The sequence below is a fragment of the Thalassospira indica genome, assembly GCF_003403095.1.
Classification (GTDB): domain Bacteria; phylum Pseudomonadota; class Alphaproteobacteria; order Rhodospirillales; family Thalassospiraceae; genus Thalassospira; species Thalassospira indica.
The window spans coordinates 446,261-467,636 of record NZ_CP031555.1; the positions used below are offsets into that span (position 1 = coordinate 446,261).

The 21,376-nt window shown below is 55.5% G+C and carries 17 protein-coding genes and 1 pseudogene; 8 read left to right on the top strand and 10 right to left on the bottom strand.

From position 1 onward, the window contains the following. Positions 1 to 20 precede the first annotated feature (20 nt). Both DY252_RS02155 and DY252_RS02160 read right to left on the bottom strand, forming a co-directional pair. Positions 21 to 692, bottom strand: a complete 672-nt coding sequence (locus DY252_RS02155) for a FadR/GntR family transcriptional regulator (protein WP_064787839.1) — start codon at positions 690 to 692, stop codon at positions 21 to 23. A gap of 151 nt (positions 693 to 843) precedes the next feature. Continuing rightward, positions 844 to 1,677, bottom strand: coding sequence for a sulfite exporter TauE/SafE family protein (locus DY252_RS02160; protein WP_064787838.1), 834 nt, complete (start codon positions 1,675 to 1,677; stop codon positions 844 to 846). A gap of 210 nt (positions 1,678 to 1,887) precedes the next feature. Here DY252_RS02160 and DY252_RS02165 point away from each other — a divergent pair, with 210 nt between their 5' ends. The 4 genes from DY252_RS02165 to DY252_RS02180 are packed head-to-tail and all read left to right on the top strand — an operon-like array spanning position 1,888 to position 6,541. Continuing rightward, on the top strand, positions 1,888 to 2,832 hold the full coding sequence (locus DY252_RS02165) for a tripartite tricarboxylate transporter substrate binding protein (protein WP_064787837.1): 945 nt from the start codon (positions 1,888 to 1,890) through the stop codon (positions 2,830 to 2,832). Further along, positions 2,829 to 3,380 (top strand): tripartite tricarboxylate transporter TctB family protein, encoded by a 552-nt coding sequence (locus DY252_RS02170; protein ID WP_064787836.1) that lies wholly within the window; start codon positions 2,829 to 2,831, stop codon positions 3,378 to 3,380. Before DY252_RS02165 ends, DY252_RS02170 begins: the two co-directional genes overlap by 4 nt. A gap of 15 nt (positions 3,381 to 3,395) precedes the next feature. After that, positions 3,396 to 4,919 carry a tripartite tricarboxylate transporter permease gene (locus tag DY252_RS02175; protein ID WP_064787835.1) on the top strand — a complete coding sequence of 508 codons (1,524 nt, stop codon included), beginning with the start codon at positions 3,396 to 3,398 and terminating at the stop codon, positions 4,917 to 4,919. 23 nt (positions 4,920 to 4,942) lie between these two features. Beyond that, positions 4,943 to 6,541 carry a gamma-glutamyltransferase family protein gene (locus DY252_RS02180; RefSeq protein ID WP_064787834.1) on the top strand — a complete coding sequence of 533 codons (1,599 nt, stop codon included), beginning with the start codon at positions 4,943 to 4,945 and terminating at the stop codon, positions 6,539 to 6,541. 118 nt (positions 6,542 to 6,659) lie between these two features. Here DY252_RS02180 and DY252_RS02185 read toward each other — a convergent pair whose 3' ends face one another. Beyond that, positions 6,660 to 7,199, bottom strand: a complete 540-nt coding sequence (locus DY252_RS02185) for a YHS domain-containing (seleno)protein (protein WP_064787833.1) — start codon at positions 7,197 to 7,199, stop codon at positions 6,660 to 6,662. Positions 7,200 to 7,316: 117 nt separating this feature from the next. Between DY252_RS02185 and DY252_RS02190 the strand changes: the two genes are divergently transcribed. The 4 genes from DY252_RS02190 (at position 7,317) to DY252_RS02205 (ending at position 12,966) form a co-directional block, all read left to right on the top strand. Continuing rightward, positions 7,317 to 8,210 (top strand): cupin domain-containing protein, encoded by an 894-nt coding sequence (locus tag DY252_RS02190; RefSeq protein WP_064788279.1) that lies wholly within the window; start codon positions 7,317 to 7,319, stop codon positions 8,208 to 8,210. 236 nt (positions 8,211 to 8,446) lie between these two features. Next, on the top strand, positions 8,447 to 10,183 hold the full coding sequence (locus tag DY252_RS02195; RefSeq protein ID WP_064787832.1) for an OpgD/OpgG family glucan biosynthesis protein: 1,737 nt from the start codon (positions 8,447 to 8,449) through the stop codon (positions 10,181 to 10,183). A 57-nt stretch (positions 10,184 to 10,240) separates the two neighbouring features. Further along, on the top strand, positions 10,241 to 12,349 hold the full coding sequence (gene mdoH / locus DY252_RS02200) for a glucans biosynthesis glucosyltransferase MdoH (RefSeq protein WP_064787831.1): 2,109 nt from the start codon (positions 10,241 to 10,243) through the stop codon (positions 12,347 to 12,349). Positions 12,350 to 12,486: 137 nt separating this feature from the next. Then, positions 12,487 to 12,966 (top strand): hypothetical protein, encoded by a 480-nt coding sequence (locus DY252_RS02205; protein ID WP_064787830.1) that lies wholly within the window; start codon positions 12,487 to 12,489, stop codon positions 12,964 to 12,966. A gap of 254 nt (positions 12,967 to 13,220) precedes the next feature. Here the strand turns inward: DY252_RS02205 and DY252_RS02210 are convergent, their stop codons facing one another. The 7 genes and pseudogenes from DY252_RS02210 to DY252_RS02240 form a co-directional block, all read right to left on the bottom strand. After that, positions 13,221 to 14,114: an SDR family oxidoreductase gene (locus DY252_RS02210; RefSeq protein WP_064787829.1), complete on the bottom strand. Its 894-nt coding sequence runs from the start codon at positions 14,112 to 14,114 to the stop codon at positions 13,221 to 13,223. A 22-nt stretch (positions 14,115 to 14,136) separates the two neighbouring features. Then, a complete protein-coding gene (locus DY252_RS02215; RefSeq protein WP_064787828.1) occupies positions 14,137 to 14,943 on the bottom strand; it encodes an enoyl-CoA hydratase/isomerase family protein in 807 nt (268 codons plus the stop codon). Between the two features lie 66 nt (positions 14,944 to 15,009). Then, positions 15,010 to 15,540: an acyl-CoA thioesterase gene (locus tag DY252_RS02220; RefSeq protein WP_064787827.1), complete on the bottom strand. Its 531-nt coding sequence runs from the start codon at positions 15,538 to 15,540 to the stop codon at positions 15,010 to 15,012. A gap of 55 nt (positions 15,541 to 15,595) precedes the next feature. Beyond that, positions 15,596 to 17,380 (bottom strand): acyl-CoA dehydrogenase C-terminal domain-containing protein, encoded by a 1,785-nt coding sequence (locus DY252_RS02225; RefSeq protein ID WP_064787826.1) that lies wholly within the window; start codon positions 17,378 to 17,380, stop codon positions 15,596 to 15,598. A 22-nt stretch (positions 17,381 to 17,402) separates the two neighbouring features. Next, complete coding sequence (locus DY252_RS02230; RefSeq protein ID WP_064787825.1) at positions 17,403 to 19,739, bottom strand: 3-hydroxyacyl-CoA dehydrogenase/enoyl-CoA hydratase family protein; 2,337 nt, start codon at positions 19,737 to 19,739, stop codon at positions 17,403 to 17,405. Continuing rightward, positions 19,739 to 20,874 (bottom strand): annotated as a pseudogene (locus DY252_RS02235) (thiolase family protein). Before DY252_RS02235 ends, DY252_RS02230 begins: the two are co-directional and overlap by 1 nt. A gap of 45 nt (positions 20,875 to 20,919) precedes the next feature. Further along, on the bottom strand, positions 20,920 to 21,324 hold the full coding sequence (locus DY252_RS02240; protein WP_063086508.1) for a MerR family transcriptional regulator: 405 nt from the start codon (positions 21,322 to 21,324) through the stop codon (positions 20,920 to 20,922). Positions 21,325 to 21,376: the final 52 nt, after the last annotated feature.

Sequence of the window (21,376 nt, forward strand, 5' to 3'; positions counted from 1 at the left end):
GGCAGAAGACCGTTATCAGATCAGGTTTGTTTGAGTGCGTGTTCCACCTCGGACAGGTGGCGGCGCATGGCGTCTTCGGCGCGTTTGGGGTCGCGCTGTTCGATCGCGTTGATGATATCGCGATGCTGGGCGCTGAGTTCTTCGATTAATGTGTCTGAATGGCTGCTTTCACGCAGGCGTGCCCATGCCGCTTCGCGGCGGACCGCATTGACGGCCTCAAACACCGCCAGAAACAGCGTATTCTTGACCGATTCGGCCAGGCGCTGATGAAAGGCGGCATCCCATTTTTCGTATTCGGCCTGTGTGGTCGCACGGGCGGCCTTTTCGACCATGCTGCGCATGGCGTCGATATCGCCTTGTGAGGCGCGAAGGGCAGCGAACCGGGCCATCGATGGTTCGATTTCCTGACGGACTTCCATGATTTCAAACGGGCTGGTTTTGGTGGCCAGTCCTTCAAGCTTGCGCAGGCGCGGGGTCGGCGGGGTGCCAACAAAGGTACCCTGACCCTGACGACGCCAGATCAGGCCTTCGGTTTCAAGTTGATCGAGCGCCTTGCGAAGGGCGCGGCGACCGACATCAAGCTGTTCGGCAAGGGTGCGTTCGGCGATCACACGCCCGTCCTTCACAAAGTCCCCCTGTGCAAAGCCGGTCTTGAGCTTTTCTGCCAGCGCCTGGGTCGCGAATTCAGTCATGGTTTTTGGTCATTTTTTATGGCGTTTCTATCGACGTTTCCAAATGCGTTTCTATTGGCGAACCAATGCGCACCTATCATTGTAAGCCATTGGTTTATCTAAGAACAAGCATATACAATTCCTGTTTGTTCCCAGATGTTTGCAAGGACGTCTAGCTCAGAAGGTCATAGAACATCCGCGCAGACGTGATCGCCAGAAACAGGCCAAAGCACATGCGCAATGCCCGGCGCGGAATGGTGTGGGCTATGCGTGCCCCGATCGGGGCGCACAGTACCGTCATCGGTATAAGCAGGGCCGCCGCCAGAACATTGACATAGCCAATTGAAAATGGCGGGCGACCATCGACGCCAATGCCCGACATCGCATAGCCGATGGTACCGGGAAGGGCGATGATAAGGCCGATGGCGGCTGATGTGCCAACTGCGCGGCGGATGTCATAGCCAAGGAAATTCAGCACTGGCACACAGATGGTACCACCACCAATCCCCATCATCGCCGACAGGCTGCCGGCAATAACGCCAAGCACAGCCCAAACGGATTTCGGCGGGTTTTTGGTCTCGTTGGTTTCACGGTCCTTTACGAGGATCATGTTGCCAGCAACGATCAGCGCCACCACAGCAAACACGATGGTCAGAACCTGGCCATCGGCCAGGCCGCCGATGGTTGTGCCGAGGATGACACCGACGATTATGGCCGGACCCCAATGTTTGAGAAGGGCAGTATCAACAGAGCCTTTTTTATAGTGGCTGCGGGTTGATGAAATTGCTGTGGCAATGATTGTGGTCAGCGACGTGGCAACGGCGACCTGCATGCGCAAGGATTCGTCGACCCCCATGGTGGTCAGAAAATGATACAGCACCGGGACAATCACGATCCCGCCGCCAACACCAAGCAGACCGGCCATGATCCCGCCAACGACGCCAGCAAACAGCATGGCCACGCCCCAGACGAGATAAAGGCTCATTGCGCCATCCATTTCAAACATTCGAACCAATCCGTACCAATTATGTTAAAATCTGATAATTGGTACTATCCTCTTTTAGCAGGAATGTTCAATAAAATCCTTATAAGTGGAAGGATATTATTTTGCGCTTGCAGAATTGGTTTGTTGCTGCCAACAATATGTCGAGAATGTGACCGAACCAAAAGTTTATTGGTTCAGAGGTTAATGGCGTGACATCAGGAGGCAATATATATGTTCCGCAAGATTGCAGTTGCTGCCGGTTTGCTGGCAGCAGCCGTCGCAGGTCCGGCTCAGGCGCAGGATTATCCCGAAAAACCGATCGAATTCATCGTGCCCTGGGGGCCGGGTGGCGGCAGTGATACCCTGATGCGCATTGTCGCGCAGGGCCTGGCGGAAGAAACTGGCGAAGCGGTTCCGGTCATCAATATGCCTGGCGTTGGTGGCAATGTTGGTCTGGCCGAATTTGCCAAGCGTCCGGCAGATGGCTACACCATTTCGCAGATCCATGAAGGTCTTCTGATTGCCAACGGTACCGGCATCACCGAACTGAACTGGGACAGCTTCATGCCGATCGCGCTGGTGACCTCGTCGCCGCAGTATCTGACGCTTTCGAAGAACGACAATTTTTCGAACTTTGAGGAAATGGTTGCCTTTGCCAAGGAACACCCGGGTGCCGTGCGCGCTGGTGTGACCCTTGCTGGTGTGCCGCATCTTCACATGGCAATGATCGAAGACGCGTTTGGCATTCAGTTCTCCTATGTCGGTTATGAAGGAACCGGTCAGCGTATTCGTGCGCTGGTGGGTGGTAACATTGACGTGGCAATCGGTGATGTGTCTTCGGCCGGTCAGTTTGTTGAAAACGGCGATCTGATCTTTGCGGCTGTTGGTATGCCCGAACGTACCGCCGATGCGCCGGATGTTCCGACATTTGGTGAACTTGGTCACGATCTTGATCTGGCTGTGACCCGCGGTGTCGTTCTGCCTAAAGGAACCCCGCAGGAAATCGCCGATGCCCTTGAAGCAGACCTTGCAAAGGTCATGCAAAAAGAAGACGTCCGCACCAAGATCAAGAATGTTGGTTCCGAGGCGATGTTCCTTGGCCAGGAAAAATACAAAGCCTATCTCAGCAAACTGTCTGAAACCGTTGACCGTCTGGTTGGCAAGCTCGCAGGATGACAAACGGGACTGAGAAATCAGCAGCAGCGGGTGCACCGGCACCCGCTGCTTCTCGTGCAAGAACCGAGTTCGCACGGCTGATTTCATATATCGTGTTCGGTTTGGGATCGGTTTATCTGTCGCTGCGTGCTGGCGAACTGCCGACATCGCGCTGGGAACCACTTGGTGCCGGATCCTTCCCGCAACTGGTCTTTGCTGTTCTGGCGGTTCTGTGCCTGATAACGGCTGTTCGCGCCATCATCGATATCCGCAAGGCCGGTCGGCTTGATGGTCTGCTTGAAGGCCTTTGCGGCTGGCTCAAGATGCGCCGGTTCTCCTTTGCGCTGTTTGGTTTGCTGGTTGTTTATCTTGGCGTCTTGCCGATTGCCGGTTTTTCGCTGGCGACCTTTGTGTTTTTGCTGATCACCCAGTTGATGATCGCAGGCATTTCGAAAAAGACCGTCATTCAGTCTGTGATCGCCGCCCTGATTTTCTCGGTTGGTTTAAATCTGCTGTTTGCCGAAGTCTTTAACGTGTTTCTCCCGCGCGGCATGCTGTTTGCGGGCTAACAAAAGTTTACGATCATGTTGGATGCATTTCTTGCCGGTGCCCATCAGGTTTTCGCATTCGATACCCTGATATACATGCTGATCGGTTCCGTTGCCGGGATCGTCGCAGCGGCCATTCCCGGCTTTACCGTTACCATGGCGATCATTCTGACCTTGCCGCTGACCTTTACGATGGGTCCGCTTCAGGGGGTTTCAGTGATGTTGTCGGTTTATGTCGGTGGCTATACCGGTGGCCTGATCAGTGCCGCCCTTTTGGGGATTCCGGGAACGCCAAGTTCGGTTGCCACCACCTTTGATGCCTTTCCGATGGCGCGTGGCGGGGAACCAGGGCGTGCGCTTTCGCTTGGTGTTTGGTCATCATTTTTTGGCACGATCATTTCAACCATCATCCTGATTGTCGCGGCCCCACCCTTGGCGCTGATCGCGGTCAAACTTGGTCCTTGGGAATATTTCTCGTTGATCGTGTTTGCCCTGACGATTGTTGCAAGCCTTGTCGGGAATTCGTTGATGCGCGGCCTGATTGCCGGTGTGATCGGGCTTGGACTTGCGACCATTGGTCCGGACCCCATGATGGGCCGTCCGCGTTTGACCTTTGAATCTGACATCCTGATGCCTGGCCTGCCGTTCCTGATTGTTTTGATTGGTATTTTTGCCATCAGCCAATTGATGGGCGAGGTCGAGGACCACGGCAAAAGTGACAGCAAGGGCGCCTTGATCCCCGATGTGATCGAATTCAAAACCTGGGCTGTGATGCGCGAAGTTCTGATGCATCCGGTTAATTTGGTGCGGTCTTCCTTGATCGGCGTCTTTATCGGTGCGCTTCCGGGGGCCGGTGGATCGATTGCCAACCTTCTGGCCTATGATCAGGCCAAGCGCAGCTCCAAAAAGCCTGAGGAATTTGGCAAAGGCACGCCCGATGGCGTGATTGCATCCGAGGCAGGCAACTCTGCCACGGCTGGTGGTGGTCTTATTCCGATGATTGCACTTGGTATCCCGGGGTCGGCTGTTGATGCCATCCTGATGGCTGCCCTTATGGTGCATGGCATTTCGGTTGGTCCGCGTCTGATCATGGACAATGCCGATCTGGCCTATGGCATGTTCGTTGCCATGGTTGTTGCGTCGTTGATGATGCTGGTGGTGTGTGTGCTGTCGATGCGTTTGTTCCTGCGCGTGACCGACATTCCCAAACAGTTCATTGTGCCGACCGTGATGATTTGCTGCGTAATTGGGGCCTTTGCGCTGAATAACCGGGTAACCGATCTTTACCTTCTTGGTGCGATCGGGCTGGTCGGCTATGGCCTGAAATCTCTTGATTATCCGCTGGCACCGCTGGTGCTGGGCGTTATTCTGGGACCGATTGCCGAAACCAACCTGCGTCGGGCACTGATGAGTGATGCGGACTGGACGGTGTTCTTTACCCGTCCGATTTCGGCCGTACTGCTGGCGGCTGCCCTGCTTTCGGTCATCTTCAGTGTGCGTTCTGTCCTGAAAATGCGCAAAAAAGACCGCCCTGCCACCGATGAACAAGACGGCGATTAAGCCGTAAGCCCGAGGAGACTCCGATGAAACTTCGTCACGACGCGCTTTATGCCTCACGCCGGTCCCCGGTCCTGGCGCGCAATATGGTTTCGACATCCCAGCCGCTTGCAGCCCAGGCCGGTTTGCGGATGTTGCTGGCCGGTGGCAATGCCGCCGACGCGGCACTGGCATCCGCGATTGCGCTGACCGTGGTTGAACCAACCGGCAACGGACTTGGTTCGGATGCCTATGCGATTATCTGGGACGGCAAGGAATTGCATGGTCTCAATGCATCGGGCCGCGCACCTGCTGCATGGAACCCGGAACGCTTTGCCGGTGCCGCCACCATGCCGCAGCGTGGTTGGGAGGCGGTGACCACGCCGGGTGCCGTATCTGCATGGCGGGAAATTTCCGACAAGTTTGGCAAACTGCCCTTTGAAAAACTGTTCGAGCCGGCCATTGAATACGCCACGCGTGGCTTTGCGGTTTCCCCGATCATTGCCACTCTTTGGGAAAAGGGCGGTGATTTGCTGGGCAAACAGCCAGGTTTTGCCGAGGCATTCCTGCCCGGCGGCAAGGCCCCCAAGGCGGGCGAGCTGTTTACCAATAAAGCCGCAGCCGAAAGCCTGATCGATATTGCCGAAACCAAGGGCGAGAGTTTCTATCGTGGCAAATTGGCCAGCAAAATCGCCGCCTTTGCCAAGGAACATGGTGCAGCCCTGTCTGAGGAAGACCTTGGCAATCACAAGGCCGATTGGGTCGGCACGATTTCGCAAGGCTTTGGCAATGTGAAGCTGCATGAAATTCCGCCAAACGGGCAGGGAATCTCGGCCCTGATCGCGCTGGGTATTCTCCGTCATACCAACATCACAGATTACGAACCGGATTCGGTCGAGGCGCTTCATCTTGAGATCGAGGCGATGAAACTGGCCTTTGCCGACATGCGCGATTATGTTGCTGATCTGGATTACATGACCGATGTCACGGTCGAACATCTGTTGTCAGACGATTATCTGAAATCACGTGCGGCCTTGATTGATGCCAACAAGGCACAGGATTTCAAGGCGGGTGCACCCAAGCATGGCGGCACGGTCTATGTCAGTACGGCCGATGAAAACGGCATGATGGTGTCGTTTATTCAGTCGAACTATATGGGCTTTGGTTCTGGCGTTGTGGTGCCGGGCACCTCGATCAGCCTGCAGAACCGTGGTCACGGCTTTAGCCTGAAAGACGGTCACCCCAATCTGGTCAAGGGTGGTAAGCGCCCGTTCCAGACGATCATTCCGGCCTTCCTTATGGGACTGGATGGCAACCCGGTAATGAGTTTTGGCGTCATGGGCGGCCCAATGCAGGCGCAGGGTCATCTGCAGATGACGCTTCGTACCCAGCTTTGGGGGCAGGATCCGCAAACGGCGGCGGATGCACCGCGTTGGCAGGCCCTTTCGGGGCTTACTGTTGCGGTGGAAACCTCGGTCGGGGCAGATGTCATCGACGCGCTTAAGGCCAAGGGGCATGTGATCAAGGTCGAAACACCCGACAGCACCAATTTCGGATTTGGCGGCGCACAGCTGATTGCCAAAACCGATGTCGGCTATGTTGCCGGGTCGGACCCGCGCAAAGATGGCTGTGCCGTCGGATACTGATCGCGCGTTTTGCAGACCAAAAGATAAATGGCCGACCCGATAATTTGGGCCGGCCATTTTCATACCGGGCAACAGGGAGCCAGGGAGGAACCCGGATCAGGTCATTCAGAACCCGATATTATTGCGCACCGATGGTTAGGCCTTTGGGGGCCATTTTTTCGTCAGCCAGTTTGGCGTCCTCGACCGACTCAATGATGTCCCAGTTATGGTCTGCACCGCGGATGAAGCCCGGGATATCGGCAACCCAGCGCTGCTGGATTTCCTTGTTCAGGTTCAGATAAAGCTTGTCGTCAACGATGCGCCATGCCTGCGGGTCGGCGCCAAATTTGCGGCCCATTGCCGTACCAAAGGCGCAGAACCCGCCATATTGCGGCGCATATTTTTCCGGATTGGCATTAAACAGGTCACGGTTTTCAGCGCTGGCAAAGCGATAGGTCGCACCGCCATGTTCGGCCTTGAAGGCGGAGTTGCCCGGGGTCGGCGCGCCGACGGTGAAATAGGCAACCGGGTCAAAACCCTGCAGGGCATAGCCATCGACAATGTTGACTTCCTGTGCCGCGGTTGCCGGCGTGGTGATGGCAACAAGGCTGCCAACAGCAGACATACCCAGAACAGCTGCAAGGGCAGCAGAACGCAAGAAATTGGAACGTATGGTCATTTTTTCTTCTCCTTCACGGGGTGATCACCACGTCTTTACTGGCAGGCGATCACGAAACTGGTTCATCAAGAGGCGTCTTGAAATCTGAAAACAGCCTATCGTCGGAGAAGTGACTTGTTGTCTGAGGAAGCACGCAATTCGTCTGAGAAGGATGTCCTGTCCGACCTGTTTGCCGGGAATCATCCGCGCGGCGATGTATTTTTTGCGGGCACCCATTGCGGCAGCACCCACCATCAGGGAAGAGATGATCTGCCATCGCAAAGCCAGGGAATGCTGCATGTTCTGCAAAAGGGCACGATGCGCGTTCTATTTGACGGGCGCGAACAGATCATTCTTGATCGGCCGGGTATTGTCCTTTTCGGAAGTCCTTTGCCGCACGATATCGATACGCCAGAAGGTGGTTCGGAAGTGATCTGTGCCAATCTGGATTTTCCCGATACTGGCCTGAGCCCGGAAAAACTGGGCTTGCCGGACTATCTTGTGCTTCCGTTTGACGAGATCCCCGGGCTTGAGGCAATTACCGGCCAGCTGTTCCTCGAATCTCGTAACATCCAGCCCGGGCAGCGGACCGCGATCAATCTTCTGGTTGATTTGCTGTTGCTGATGGTGATGCGCCATTGTCAGGCCAAGAACCTTGTCCGACCGGGAATTCTGGCCGCGATGCGTGACCCACGGATTGCGCGCGTGGTGGGCGAACTGCACCAGAAGCCAGGCGAAAATTGGTCGGTTGAACGACAGGCCGAAATAGCAGGCATGTCACGTGCGAGTTTTGCCGCCCGCTTTCGTGATTTGATGGGCACATCGCCCGGTGATTTCTTGCAATGCATTCGCCTTGACCTTGCGTTTGGCTTGCTGCGCGAAGGCAAAAGACTGCAAGTGGTGGCAGGCCGGGTTGGTTATCGCAGTACAACGGCGCTGGCGCGTGCCATTCAACAGCGCCACAAGGTTTCACCGCGTGAATTGCACGCCGATTCCAGCGCGGAAAACTGCGCGTTTCAATCTGCAGTTTGACAAACGGATTTAAGTTTCCGTCAAGCGGTTCTTTACCGCGTTTTTCCGTTGCTGCCCATGCAAAAATGACGCTTTTCCAATGACATGTCCGGGATTAAAGCAATCCTTTCGGGCACGCATACAGGTGCGTCTTTGCGGATTCTTACCCTGATGACGACACATTCCTGCCCTGTTTTCTGTGCACAACAGCAACCAATAAATTCGGAAAAATCCAACGGTTGGTAGCATATAAGAGCATGACGCAACATTTTCAGCAGCACAGCAAGCTGCCCCTCAGACGTGTTCTTTTGGGTGCCGCCGCGTCCGCACTGATCATGATCGGCGGAACCGCGCGTATCCATGCACAGGAAAATGACCCGGCACCTGTTCCACAGATGGCCGATGAAAGTGCGCCTGCGCCAGATAATGCATCTGCGCAAACAGCGCCGACCGAACAGACAGCTGATACTTCAGCAGTGTCGGAAGATTCGGTCGAAAACGCCGTGTCTGATGCGCAAAAACAGCCAAACGTTTCCAAGCCGGTTATGTTCGATCCGGCGATGGTGACCGATCTTGCGCGCAATCTGGCAAAACAGCCGTTTGAAAACCCGCACCGCGAACTGCCCGAAGCCCTTTCGGCATTGAGCGCAGAAGATTACGCCGAGATCCGCTTTAAATCGCAGCGCGCCTTCTTTAACCCGGCCGAGACGGATTTCAGTCTGGAGCTGTATCACCCTGGCAGCATGTATGATGTGCCGATCACCATCAATCTGGTGCGGAACGGTGAAATTCAGGTCATTCCGTTTTCTGCAGGATTGTTTGATTTCGGAAAAACCGGCTTGTCAGGCAACGATTTTTCCACTCTGAACTATGCCGGTTTCGGTCTGAAATATCCGCTTTCAGATGTGACCAGCAATGATGAGCTGACCCGTTTCCTTGGCGCGTCCTATTTCCGCCTGCAGGGACAGGGTCAATCCATCGGTCAGATGGCGCGCGGACTTGCCGTTGATCTTGCCGGACCAACCGGCGAGGAAATCCCGGTCTTTCGTGAATTCTGGATTGTTGAGCCCAAGGATGGGTCCAACACCATTACGGTCTATGCCCTGCTTGATAGCGCGCGGGTCACGGGTGCCTATCAGTTCGATATTACCCCCGGTACGCGCAGCCAGGCGGACATCAAGGCGCATCTGTTTTTCCGCGACGGGGTGGAAAAGATCGGCATTGCACCGCTGAATGGCATGTTCCTGTTTGGTGAACAGCGCCGCCGATACTTTGATGATTATCGTGGCGAAGTCCATTCAAGTGACGGGCTTTTGATCAATAACGGGCGGGGTGAATGGCTGTGGCGTCCGCTTGATAACCCGCAGCACCTGCAGATGAGCTCATTCCTCGATGAAAATCCGATCGGGTTTGGCCTTTTGCAGCGGGATCGCAATTTCGATCATTATCAGGATCTGGAAAAACGCTTTGATCAGCAGCCGGGTTATTGGGTGACGCCGAAGGGAAAATGGGGCAAGGGCCATATCGAACTGGTCGAAATTCCAAGCCCGTCGGAAACCAACGACAACATTGTTGCCTATTGGGTGCCGGAAACCAAACCGACCGCAGGTGGCGAAATGCAGGTTGAATATAGTGTCACCGCGACTCGTGATGGCACCGGACTGCATGGTATGGCGCAAGCAACAGACACCCGTATCCAGCGTCTGGCAGCCGAGGGCGATGAAGATCGTTCTGGCACGCGTTTTGTGCTGAACTTTGCTGGTGGTGATCTGGATTATTTCACCAAGGATGCCAATAACCTGCGCGCGGATATCAGTTCGTCCGAGGGTGAAGTCCGCAATGTCCGCATCCTGCCTGATCTGGAAAATGGTGGCGTGCGCGTGACCTTCGATCTGATCGATACCGTCGATGCCACGTCAAGCAACCTGCGTGCCTTCATCCTCTATCAGGATAAGGTCCTGAGCGAAACCTGGACAATGCCGTGGGCCTTCTGACCCCGTTTGGGTCGTAAGTCTTGAATTGCCAGAAACAGATAACCCCAGAAGAGCCACATGACAGAATCCGCAAATACACCCGTTATCCCCGCAGACGGCCTCGATGACAGTCTTTGTGATCCGACGGTCAAACTGCGTGGGCCCGGCGTCGGGTCGCGGCGGATTTTCCTGTTTGGGGCATCAATTGCGGCGACCGCCTATGCCGCCTGGCTGATGACCGATGTTCTGGGCGCAGATCAGTTGACCATCATGGAAATGGTGGTTGTGGCGTTCTTTACCATCAACTTTGCCTGGATTTCGTTGTCCTTCTTTACCGGCATTGTGGGGTTGGTTTTGCGTGGTCTGAAACTTGATGCCATCACGCTCAAACGCCTGAAGCCGATTGTGCGCAAAGGTCGTCTGCGATCCAAGAATGTGGTAGTGATCCCGGTTTATAATGAAGACCCCAACCGCGTCTTTGCCGGATTGCGCGCAAGTTATGAAAGTCTTGCGGCGACCGGCGAACTTGATGCGTTTCATTTCTTTGTGCTGTCAGATACCCGCGATCCCGATATTTGGATTGCCGAGGAAATGGCATGGGCCAAGGCCTGCTCGGATCTGAATGCACGCGGCAAGATTTTCTTCCGCCGCCGGGCAGAAAACACCGAACGCAAGTCCGGCAACCTCAAGGAATTTTGCGAGACCTATGCCGCCAATTACGATCACATGATCGTCTTTGACGCCGATAGCGTCATGTCGGGTGAGGCCATGGTGAATATGGCCTATCTGATGGAAAACAACCCGGATGCCGGGATCATTCAAAGCCCGCCGCAGCCGACCGGTCGCCAGACCCTGTTTGCCCGCATCCTGCAATTCATTTCGCGCGTGCATGGTCCTACCATGTCAGCGGGTCTGTCATTCTGGTGCATGGGCAGTTCGAACTATTGGGGCCATAACGCGATCATTCGCACCAAGGCGTTTATCGAATGCTGTGGCCTGCCGGTGCTTTCGGGCAAACCGCCGATGGGTGGCCATATCCTGAGCCACGATTTCGTTGAAGCCGCCTTTATGCGCAAGGCAGGCTGGCGGTGCTGGCTGATCCCGCAGCTTGAAGGCAGCTGGGAAGAATTGCCGCCCAACCTGATTGATTTTGCCATCCGTGACCGGCGCTGGTGTCAGGGCAACATGCAGCATGCGCGACTGATGGTCGCACCGGGTTTCAAGCCGCTTAGTCGCTTGCATTTCTTTATGGGGGTGATGAGCTTTGTGTCATCGCCGCTGTGGCTGTTGCTGTTGCTGAGCTCGACAATTGCGACACTTCAGAACACGCAGCTGACCTATAGTTTTTTCCCCGGTCAGTTCACCATGTTCCCGCAATGGCCGGTGGATCGGTCCTTTGAAATGCTGGTGTTGCTGATCTTTACCATTGGCATGCTGGTGCTGCCCAAGATCATCTCGATTCTGATGGTGTGTCTTGGCCGCGACCGCAAGCAGTATGGCGGGGTGATGGTATTGGCCAGTGGCCTACTTGAAACCCTGTATTCGGCCTTGCAGGCTCCGATCATGATGATGCTCCATTCCCAGTTCGTGTTCTCGGTCCTGACCGGTAATCAGGTGGGCTGGGACGCGCAGGAACGTGACGATGCCGGGGTACCGTTCAAGGCTGCCCTTAAAACCCATCGCACCATTATCGTGATTGGTGTGGTCTGGGGTGCGATTGCTGTCTTTGTGGATACGGCCTTTTTCTGGTGGTTGTCGCCCATTCTGGCCGGTTTGGTGCTTTCACCATGGCTGACGCATTATTCCAGCAGCCTTGCCATCGGAAAGGCAGCCCGCCGTATGAAGCTTTTTGTGACCCCCGAAGAATATGACAGCCCGGACGAGCTTCGCGCGTTGGCGCGGATCAATGCCGAAAGTGGTGAGGACGATGTCAAAGACGGGTTGTTGCGCCTGATCGAAGATCCTTACGCCAATGCGCTGCATTCGGCTTTGTTGCCGGTGTGCAAGCCGGATGCGCGTACTGCGATCGAAATCGGGATCATCTATGAAAAGCTTGCGCGGCTTGGCGTTGAAAGCCTGACGCGCGATGAAAAGCTTCTGATTCTGTCCTGGCCGGTCAAGCCGCTTGATCAGATCATGGCAGGGCGGGATCACATCACGGCCGAAGGCCCGAAACCAGCAAGCTAGTGGTTTGTTTTCAAAAGATTTTCTACGCCACAAAAACGCCCAGATTCGAGCAAATTATCCCGCGTTTTTTCAGCGATATTCATCCTTAACGAAGCGTTAAGTCCCGCTGATTGTTTACCGCCCGGAGGGCCAGACAAATGACTGACATGACCATTGCATCAAAGGGTTTCACCTATGCCGCGTTTGAATCGGCTGCGATGACGCGTTTGATCGAAGACACGGCACGTGCGTGGTTGCGTTCGTTCGGTGTGTATGCCCGGCAGGCCACTCAGCGCATGATCAACGCCCTTCGCGATGCGCTGGCCGAAGACAGCATTGCAGCCAGTGATCGGGCCAGCATGCAGGACATCCTTGATCAGGCTGCCCATGACGCAATTGCCGGCTGGCTTGCACAGGTGACTGGCGAACATAACTGCCATGGATCAAGCCGTTTTTCGATGCTGCGTTGTGCGTTTCTGTCAGCCAACCGTGACGGCATCTGGTCGGAGCATTTCCTGGATGCCAAACGCGATCACCGCGACCTCGACATGGCACTTTCGGTACAGATGATGTTGCCGACGCCAAGTCTTGTTGCTTGTGAAATGCCGCGTCAGTCACTGGAACGCCGCGCTTCCTGAAGCTAACAACTACTCCTTCGCTTCACGCTTTTTCATCATATCCCTCAACGTCTAGCGTTTAATGCGAAGGCGGCACCGCCATTCTCCCCTGTGGCGGTGCCTTTATGTGTGGATGCCGCAAAAAAGAACCCGCCACAAAGGGCGGGTTGAGTTCAGCGGGCGAGAGAGCCCGATTTCCAGTGCAGATCATCTACAGCCGTAAAATCAGGCTCCTACGAGACGCCGAAGCACACACTTCCCCGGCGCCATGACGGTCAGGCTGCTTTGTGAAAGCGGCCCAGTTTTGTAAGCAATTTTGCAACCTCCGGATCGTTCTTACCGTTGCGATCAAGTTCCAGGAAGAAGTCCGGATAGGGCGCTTTACCCGGTGTCAGGTTGTACTGTTCGAAATCGGTCACGCCGATGGCCTCAAGCACACTTTCATCGGTAAAGAAACCACCCGTAACCTCGCGCGCAGGGGCGGTCAGGATCGCATGCGCCGCATCGGCAATGATTTGCGGTGTGCGGGCACGGCCCTGTTCAAGGCCGGGGATCATGTTCAGCGCTGCGGTTTCAATCACCGTGACCGGCCAAAGCGAATTCACAGCCACGCCTTCATCGGCAAATTCGGCAGACAGGCCAAGGGTGATCAGGCTCATGCCGTATTTCGAAATCGTATAGCCCGTGTGATTGGCAAACCACTGTGGCGACAGGTTGGGCGGTGGCGACAGTGTCAGGATATGCGGATTGTCCGATTTCAGAAGATGGGGCAGGCAGGCCTGCGCACAGGCAAAGCTTGCGCGGGTATTGACCTGATGCATCAGATCAAACCGTTTCATCGGGGTTTGCAGGGTCGGGGTCAGATTGATCGCGCTGGCATTGTTGATCAGAATATCAATCCCGCCGAACGTCTCGGCGGTTTTGGCTACCGCCGCGGCAATCTGGTCTTCATCGCGAATGTCGGTCTTAAGGGCCAGTGCCTTTCCGCCGGCTTCCTCGACCTCGGCCGCGGCACTGTGGATGGTCCCGGGCAGTTTGGGGTGGGGTTCATCGGTTTTGGCGATGATCGCGACATTGGCGCCATCGCGCGCTGCACGCAGGGCAATTTCCTTGCCGATGCCGCGCGATGCGCCGGTGATGAACAGTGTTTTGCCTTTAAGACTCGTCATCAAATTCTTCCCTGAATTCTTCTTATGATTTGCCAAAACGAGGCGTTCGTTTTTCGACGAAAGCAGTGACGGCTTCGCGGAAATCGGCACTTACGGCGCAATCAGCAAATGATTTGGCCTCGGCCTTCAGCTGTGTTTGCAGATCGGTCTCGGGGGCGGCATTTAGCAACGCCTTGGTGCGCGCGATCGCATCACGCGGTCCGGTGGACAAACGGGTGGCGTATTTCGCGGTGGTTGATGCCAGCAGGTCGGCCGGGACGACCTTGTTGATCAGGCCGCAATCATGGGCTTCATCGGCCCCGAACCGATCGCCAAGCAACGCGATTTCCTTTGCCTTTTTCATGCCGACCAACCGGGTCAGCGAATGGGTTGCACCGCCATCGGGCGAGGTGCCGATATGGATATAGGCCAGGGTGAAAACGGTTTCCTCAGCCGCGATTGCAAGGTCGCAGGCATTCATCAGGCTGACACCAAATCCGGCAACCGCGCCTTCAAGCTTGGCGATCACCGGGCGGGGCAGGGCATTGATGCGCAAAACAATTTCGTGAACACGATTAATCAATGCTTCGATTGAGGAGCGGGCGTCTTCGACCGGGCTTTTTGATACCTGATGGAAAAACTTCACATCGCCACCGGCCATGAAAGTGCCGCCCGATCCTTCGATGATGACAGCTCCGATATCGGGAAGGTTGGCTTCGATCTTGTCCATGGCAGCTGCCAAGCCACTGACCATCGCCTGATCAAGGGCATTCATGCGATCCGGGCGGTTCAGCGTAATCGTTGCGACCGCATCAGTGATGTTGAGCAATACGGCGTCATCGGATGCCATGATGTTTCCTCCTGCGCGGTGTTTTTCCGCAATTCTCCCGGTTTTCCGGTTGTTCGTGTGTGTGTGTTAAATCGCCAGTCGCGCTTCGATTGCGGTTTCCATATCGGGCCACCCAGAAAGCCAGTCGGGCATTGAAGGGGACGTCTCATCTGCGCCGACCATCCGACAGACTTCCTCAGGCGCGACAATGCCATCCGGGCCAACGAAAACCGCTTTTACGACGCCAAGGGCCAGCGTCTTGCCTTTGGCCACAAAGCGTTGCTCAAGATAGAAGCCCTTTTCATCCCAATACAAAGCCTGCGTTTCGAGTGCGAATTTCTGAAACGGTTTGATCGCGCGTTTGAACCGCATGGTCGATCCGGACACCACCGGCTGCCATTTGCGTTTCAGCATCTGCTTGGCAATACCATTGCGCATGATCAGTTCGGTTCGGCCCAGATCCATCAGCGCGAAATAGCGTGAATTGGTCATGTGCACATTGATATCAATATCCAGCGGCCATGCCCGGAAATGCAGGGTCGATGGATCAAGCGGGTGCAGGCGGGGCCGCAACAAGGACAGGATCATCACACGGATCAGTCGGAAAATCAGGTTCACGACAAGGCTCCGTATCCGGGTGACAGGTCTTTATGCGTGCGGCCCACAGCCATGATCAGAACAGCTCCTCGTCAAGCGCCATCATGGTCGAAGACCCCGACATGATTTGGCTGAACAGGGCACCTGATTGCGGAAGAACACGTTCCATATAGAACTTGGCCGTGATCAGTTTGCCCTTATAGAAACCGTCTTCGTCATCACCCTGTTTGGCGAGTGCAATTTCCGCCATCCGGGCCCACATGAAGCCGACAGCAACCAGACCGAACAGACGCAGGAATTCGGTGGCGGCAGCACCGGCTTCATCGGGGTTTTTCATGCCCCGCTGGGCAAGTTCCCCGGTGGCCTGTTGCAGGCGCATGAAGGCTTTTGCCAGCGGCTGAACAAACTCACCAAGCTCGCCGTTTGAAACGTTGGCTTCGATATATTCCTGCACCGGATGGAAGAAACGACGCAGGTAACGACCGGCTTTGCTCGGCATTTTTCGCCCGACAAGGTCAAGCGCCTGAATGCCGTTGGTGCCTTCGTAAATCTGGGCAATACGGGCGTCACGAACATACTGCTCCATGCCCCATTCACGGATATAGCCGTGCCCGCCAAAGACCTGAACACCAAGGTTGGTGTTATCAAAGCCCCAGTCGGTGAACAGAGCCTTGACGATCGGGGTCATCAGTTGAACGAACTCGTCGGCTTCTTCGCGTTTGACCGGATCTTCGTGGTGTTTGGCGGTATCAAGTGCGCGTGCCACCCACATGCCCATCGCCCGGCAGCCTTCATTGGTTGCCTTTGCCGTAAGCAGCATGCGCCGCACATCGGGATGTACGATGATGGAGTCCGCTGGCTGGTTGGGGGATTTGGCCCCGGTCAGGGCGCGGCCCTGCAGGCGATCCTTGGCATAGGCACGTGCGCCCTGATAGGCCGCTTCGCCAAGGCCAAGACCCTGAATACCAACCGAAAGGCGTTCCTGGTTCATCATGGTGAACATGGCGGGCATGCCCTGATGGGGCTCACCGACCAGATAGCCGACCGCGCCATCAAAGTTCATGACACAGGTCGAAGATGCCTTGATGCCCATCTTGTGCTCGATTGAACCGCATTTGACCGCGTTACGATCGCCAAGTGATCCGTCATCGCCCACCATGAATTTAGGAACGAGGAACAGCGAGATGCCCTTGGTTCCCGCCGGTGCATCAGGCAGTTTGGCGAGAACCAGATGGATGATGTTTTCCGTCAGGTCATGTTCGCCGGCGGAAATGAAAATCTTGGTGCCGGAAATTGAATAGGACCCGTCGCCAAGCGGCTCTGCCTTGGTTTTAATGATGCCAAGATCCGTACCGCAATGCGGTTCTGTCAGGCACATGGTTCCTGACCAGGTGCCATCGACCATCTTGGGCAGGAACTTGTCTTTGAGTTCATCTGATGCGTGGCTGTGTAGCGCCGCATAGGCGCCAAACGACAGACCCGGATACATGCCAAAAGACAAGTTGGTCGAACAAATCATTTCCTCGACCAGGGCATTGATGGATTTCGGGGCGCCCTGACCACCATACTTGGGATCGCAGGCAATGCCCGTCCAGCCACCTTCGGCAAAGGTTTGATAGGCTTCCTTGAAACCTTTCGGTGTCGTAACGACCCCGTCATCCCAGGTGCAGCCTTCCTCGTCGCCTGATCGGTTGATCGGGAACAGGACTTCTTCACAAACCTTGGCGGCTTCTTCAAGAACCGCGTCAACGACATCTGGGGTGAAATCCTCGCAACCGGGCATCTGATTGATATCGTTGAAATCAAACAGCTCGGTCAGGACGAAGCGCATATCGCGCAGGGGTGCTTTATATTGAGCCATTTTCTGTTTCCTCCTGGACCGGTTAATTGCGCAACGGCTTGCCGGTCAGCAACATGTGCTCAACCCGGGCCATGGTGCCTTCATTGCGGACCAGTCGCATGAAGCCTTCGCGTTCGAGTTCAAGCATCTCGTCTTCGGACAGTTCCTCGGTCACGTCGGTATCGCCGCCGGCCAGAACCTTTGCCAGTTCACCGGCAACAACGCGGTCATAATCGGTGGCCTTGCCAAGGCGGTGGAACCCATCGACGGCCATTTCAAATGCAACCCGCGCACTTTCACCTGGCAGGCGATAGGTGAATTCTTCGGGCGCTTCGTAACCTTCGACCATCGAAAGCGCGCGTTCCTTGGCATCGGCCAGCAAACGATTGCGGTTCATGGTGATGCCGTCGCCTTCGCGGAAGAACAGGTTTTCCTTGGCTTCCATGGCCGATTTGGCAACGGTTGCGACCGAGATGATCTCAAACGCCTTGGCACTTGCGGCCATTGGGCCTTTGACGAATTTCGGATTTTCCGCCCAGCGACGGATCATTTCCTTGCACCCGCCCCAAGCCGGGATCAGACCAACACCGGGTTCAACCAGTCCGATATAGGTTTCGCCGTGCGCCTGAACCGCATCACAATGCAGAAGGACCTCACAACCACCGCCAAGGGCAAGACCGCTTGGCGCACCGACCACCGGGAAGGGTGAATATTTCAGCGCCTTGTAGGTTTCCTGACCGGTCTCAACCAGATTTTCGATTTCCGGCCATGCTGCGATATTGGCGGCAAACAGCGCCAGTCCAAGGTTCGCCCCGGCGGAGAAATTGCTGCCTTCGTTATAGATCACCATCGCCTTGAACTGCTTTTTGACAGTCCGGATCGATGTCTTGATCGCGCCCAGAACATCTGCATCAAGGGCATTCATCTTGGTATGGAATTCAAGGCAGGCAACGCCATCGCCGATATCCCAAAGCGATGCGGCACGGTTGCCAGCGACGCGTTCGGATTTGCGTTTGATGTCTTCAAGCAGGATGACCCCATCGGGGCGGGTGACTTTGGCGTAGTCGCCATCAAAGCCGAGATAATAAAGGTCGCCATCTTCGACTTTGTAGAACGACTTGCCAGCTGCCTTTTTCAGCAAGGCGGGGACTTCAACACCGTCCTCTTCCAGTATCGAAATCAGCGCATCAACGCCAATGGCATCAATCAGCTCAAACGGGCCTGTTTTCCAAGCATAGCCAAGTTTCATCGCGTCATCGACATCGACAATGGAATTTGCCGCGGTCTCGGCAATGAAGGCCGCGTAGGCAAGGGTTTTGCCCATAACAGCGCGGCCATATTGGCCGCCCTTGTCAGATGCTTCCATCATCTTGCGCGGATCTTTGCCTGCGGCCCGGACACTGCCCAGCCGCGCCTTTTCGGATTTGGCAAATTCACCGGTTTGCAGATCAACCGATTCCTTGACCTTCTCGCCACCTTCGCGGTTCAGGCGGTAAAAACCACCCTTGCCCTTGCGACCGGTATAGCCATCGGCAATCAGTTTGCTGACAAGTTCGCTTTCGCGGTAGATGGCGTGGAACGGATCGGATTTGTCCAGAAGACCGGCCATGCTTGATTGCACGTGAGGCATCAGATCAAGACCAACTAGATCCATCAGGCCGAATACCCCGGTTTTGGGAATGCCGAACGGACGGCCAATGACACTGTCGGCTTCTTCGACGGTCAGTTTGCGGTCCATGGCCTCGACCATGGCGGCCTGAATCCAGTAGACACCCAGACGGTTGGCGATAAAGCCTGGTTCGTCATGACAGGTGACACAGGTCTTGCCCAGTTTGCGATCAGCAAAATCGGCAACCGCATCAATCACACAATCGCGGGTGACACCCGATCCAACCAGTTCCAGCAGGCGCATATAGCGCGGCGGGTTGAAGAAGTGGGTAATGATGAAGTCCTGTGCGAAGCTCTCGTCCATCCCGTCAATCAGGGTTGCGAGCGGAATGGTCGATGTGTTTGACGACACCACCGACCCCTTGGCACGGACCGCATCAATCTTGCGATACAGATCCTGCTTGATATCAAGGCGTTCAATGACGGCCTCGATCACCCAGTCACATTTGGCGATTTTATCAAGGTCATCCTCGATATTGCCACAGGTGATCAGCTTGGCGACCCGTTTGGACATGAACGGGGCCGGATCGGTTTTCAGCATTTTGGCAACCGCGCCCTCGGCAACCGCATTTCGGTTTTTGGCCCCTTCGGGCACGATATCAAGCAGCAGGACAGATGTCCCTGAGTTGGCGATATGGGCAGCGATCCCCGCCCCCATAACACCGGCGCCAATGACGGCGACCTGTTTAATGTCTTTGGCTACCTTGGGCATTACATCGCCTCCAGAATGGTCGCGATCCCCTGACCCCGCCAATGCATTGCGAGGCCAAAGCATATTTACCGCCATCACGTTTGAGGATTGCAGCCGCCTTGCCTACGATACGGGCCCCGGTCGCACCCAGCGGGTGACCAATCGCCAGTGCACCGCCATCAATATTGACCTTGGCACCATCCAGACCCAGATCGGAAATGCTTGCCATGGCCTGGGACGAGAAGGCCTCGTTAAGCTCGGTGACATCAATATCGGCCGAGGTCAGACCGGCTCGCGATAGCGCTTTTTTCGATGCACCAATCGGGCCAATCCCCATGATTTCCGGCAAGCAGCCATCAACTGCAACCGACTTGATACGTGCAATCGGTGTCAGGCCGTTTTTGGCGGCATAGTCTTCGGAGCACACCAGAACAGCCGACGCACCATCGGTCAGCGGGGAAGAGGTGCCAGCAGTAACAACACCGTCTGCCTTGAAGGCAGGTTTGAGGTCAGCCAAGCCTTCGGCGGTTGTTTCTGCGCGGATGCAGCCATCTTCGGAAACAACACCATCCTTGGTCTGGATCGGGATGATTTCATCCGTGAATTTGCCAACAGCCTGTGCTGCGGCGGCACGTTTGTGACTTTCAACTGCAAAAGCTTCCTGATCGGCACGGGTCAGGCTGTATTTGGCAGCAACATTTTCGGCCGTATCGCCCATGCCCATATAGGCTTCGGGCATGACTTTATAAAGCTCCGGGTTGGGCAGGGGGTTAAAGCCCATCATCGGAATCCGGGTCATGCTTTCGACACCGGCACAGATAAAGACATCACCGGCACCGATCGCGATTGCACCAGCGGCCTGATGGATCGACTGCATGGACGATCCGCAGAAACGGTTGACCGTCACGCCACCAACGGAACGTGGCAGACCGGCGATAAAGGTGATCAGGCGGGCAACGTTCAAGCCTTGTTCGCCTTCAGGGAAGGCACAACCAAGGATCAGGTCCTCGATCGCGTTGGGATCAATGCCGGTCTTTTCGACCAGACCTTTGACGACCTGTGCCGCAAGGTCGTCAGCGCGGACCTTTGCAAGGGCCCCTTTGCGGGCCGGGGTAAAGGGCGACCGGACATATCCGGCAATTACGGCGTTGGTCATGGCTATGTCTTCCTTCCTGAGCTGTCCTCTGATCCGGGAAACTTGTTACGATACCGGATCGAGTCCCTTTTCTTTAAGTGCATCAACCGATTGCTGTTCGATATCACGCAGTTCATCCAAAGTGACGTCCAGTGCCTGACGCTGTTCTTCCAGATCAGTAATCCGTTCCCGAACGCGTTCCAGAAGCATTTTGATTTGCTCTGCCTGGGTTGGGTCTGCGCCGTAAAGATCAAGGTAGTCCGCGATCTCTCTTAAGCTGAAGCCCAGTCGCTTGCCCCGCAAAATGAGGAGCAGTTTGGCGCGATCCTGTCGGGTATATACCCGGGTGGTGCCGGCACGCTGCGGGTTCAAAAGCCCCTTTTGCTCGTAAAACCGGATGGTGCGCGGCGTGATGCCAAGATCGTCGGCCAGTTCGGGAACGGTATAAAACCGTTCGTCAATTTTTGTCATTGTTCGCCCCTTATGGTATCTATTTTTCAGTATACGTCAATTAGTTTACGTT

Bases quoted from the DNA above. Each gene is read 5' to 3' on its own strand.
- DY252_RS02160 (WP_064787838.1), bottom strand. From the start codon at position 1,677: ATGTTTGAAATGGATGGCGCAATGAGCCTTTATCTCGTCTGGGGCGTG.
- DY252_RS02225 (WP_064787826.1), bottom strand. From the start codon at position 17,380: ATGGCTCAATATAAAGCACCCCTGCGCGATATGCGCTTCGTCCTGACC.
- mdoH (WP_064787831.1), top strand. From the start codon at position 10,241: ATGACAGAATCCGCAAATACACCCGTTATCCCCGCAGACGGCCTCGAT.
- DY252_RS02185 (WP_064787833.1), bottom strand. From the start codon at position 7,199: ATGACCATACGTTCCAATTTCTTGCGTTCTGCTGCCCTTGCAGCTGTT.
- DY252_RS02215 (WP_064787828.1), bottom strand. From the start codon at position 14,943: ATGGCATCCGATGACGCCGTATTGCTCAACATCACTGATGCGGTCGCA.
- DY252_RS02230 (WP_064787825.1), bottom strand. From the start codon at position 19,739: ATGCCCAAGGTAGCCAAAGACATTAAACAGGTCGCCGTCATTGGCGCC.
- DY252_RS02175 (WP_064787835.1), top strand. From the start codon at position 3,396: ATGTTGGATGCATTTCTTGCCGGTGCCCATCAGGTTTTCGCATTCGAT.
- DY252_RS02205 (WP_064787830.1), top strand. From the start codon at position 12,487: ATGACTGACATGACCATTGCATCAAAGGGTTTCACCTATGCCGCGTTT.
- DY252_RS02165 (WP_064787837.1), top strand. From the start codon at position 1,888: ATGTTCCGCAAGATTGCAGTTGCTGCCGGTTTGCTGGCAGCAGCCGTC.
- DY252_RS02155 (WP_064787839.1), bottom strand. From the start codon at position 692: ATGACTGAATTCGCGACCCAGGCGCTGGCAGAAAAGCTCAAGACCGGC.
- DY252_RS02170 (WP_064787836.1), top strand. From the start codon at position 2,829: ATGACAAACGGGACTGAGAAATCAGCAGCAGCGGGTGCACCGGCACCC.
- DY252_RS02210 (WP_064787829.1), bottom strand. From the start codon at position 14,114: ATGACGAGTCTTAAAGGCAAAACACTGTTCATCACCGGCGCATCGCGC.
- DY252_RS02195 (WP_064787832.1), top strand. From the start codon at position 8,447: ATGACGCAACATTTTCAGCAGCACAGCAAGCTGCCCCTCAGACGTGTT.
- DY252_RS02240 (WP_063086508.1), bottom strand. From the start codon at position 21,324: ATGACAAAAATTGACGAACGGTTTTATACCGTTCCCGAACTGGCCGAC.
- DY252_RS02180 (WP_064787834.1), top strand. From the start codon at position 4,943: ATGAAACTTCGTCACGACGCGCTTTATGCCTCACGCCGGTCCCCGGTC.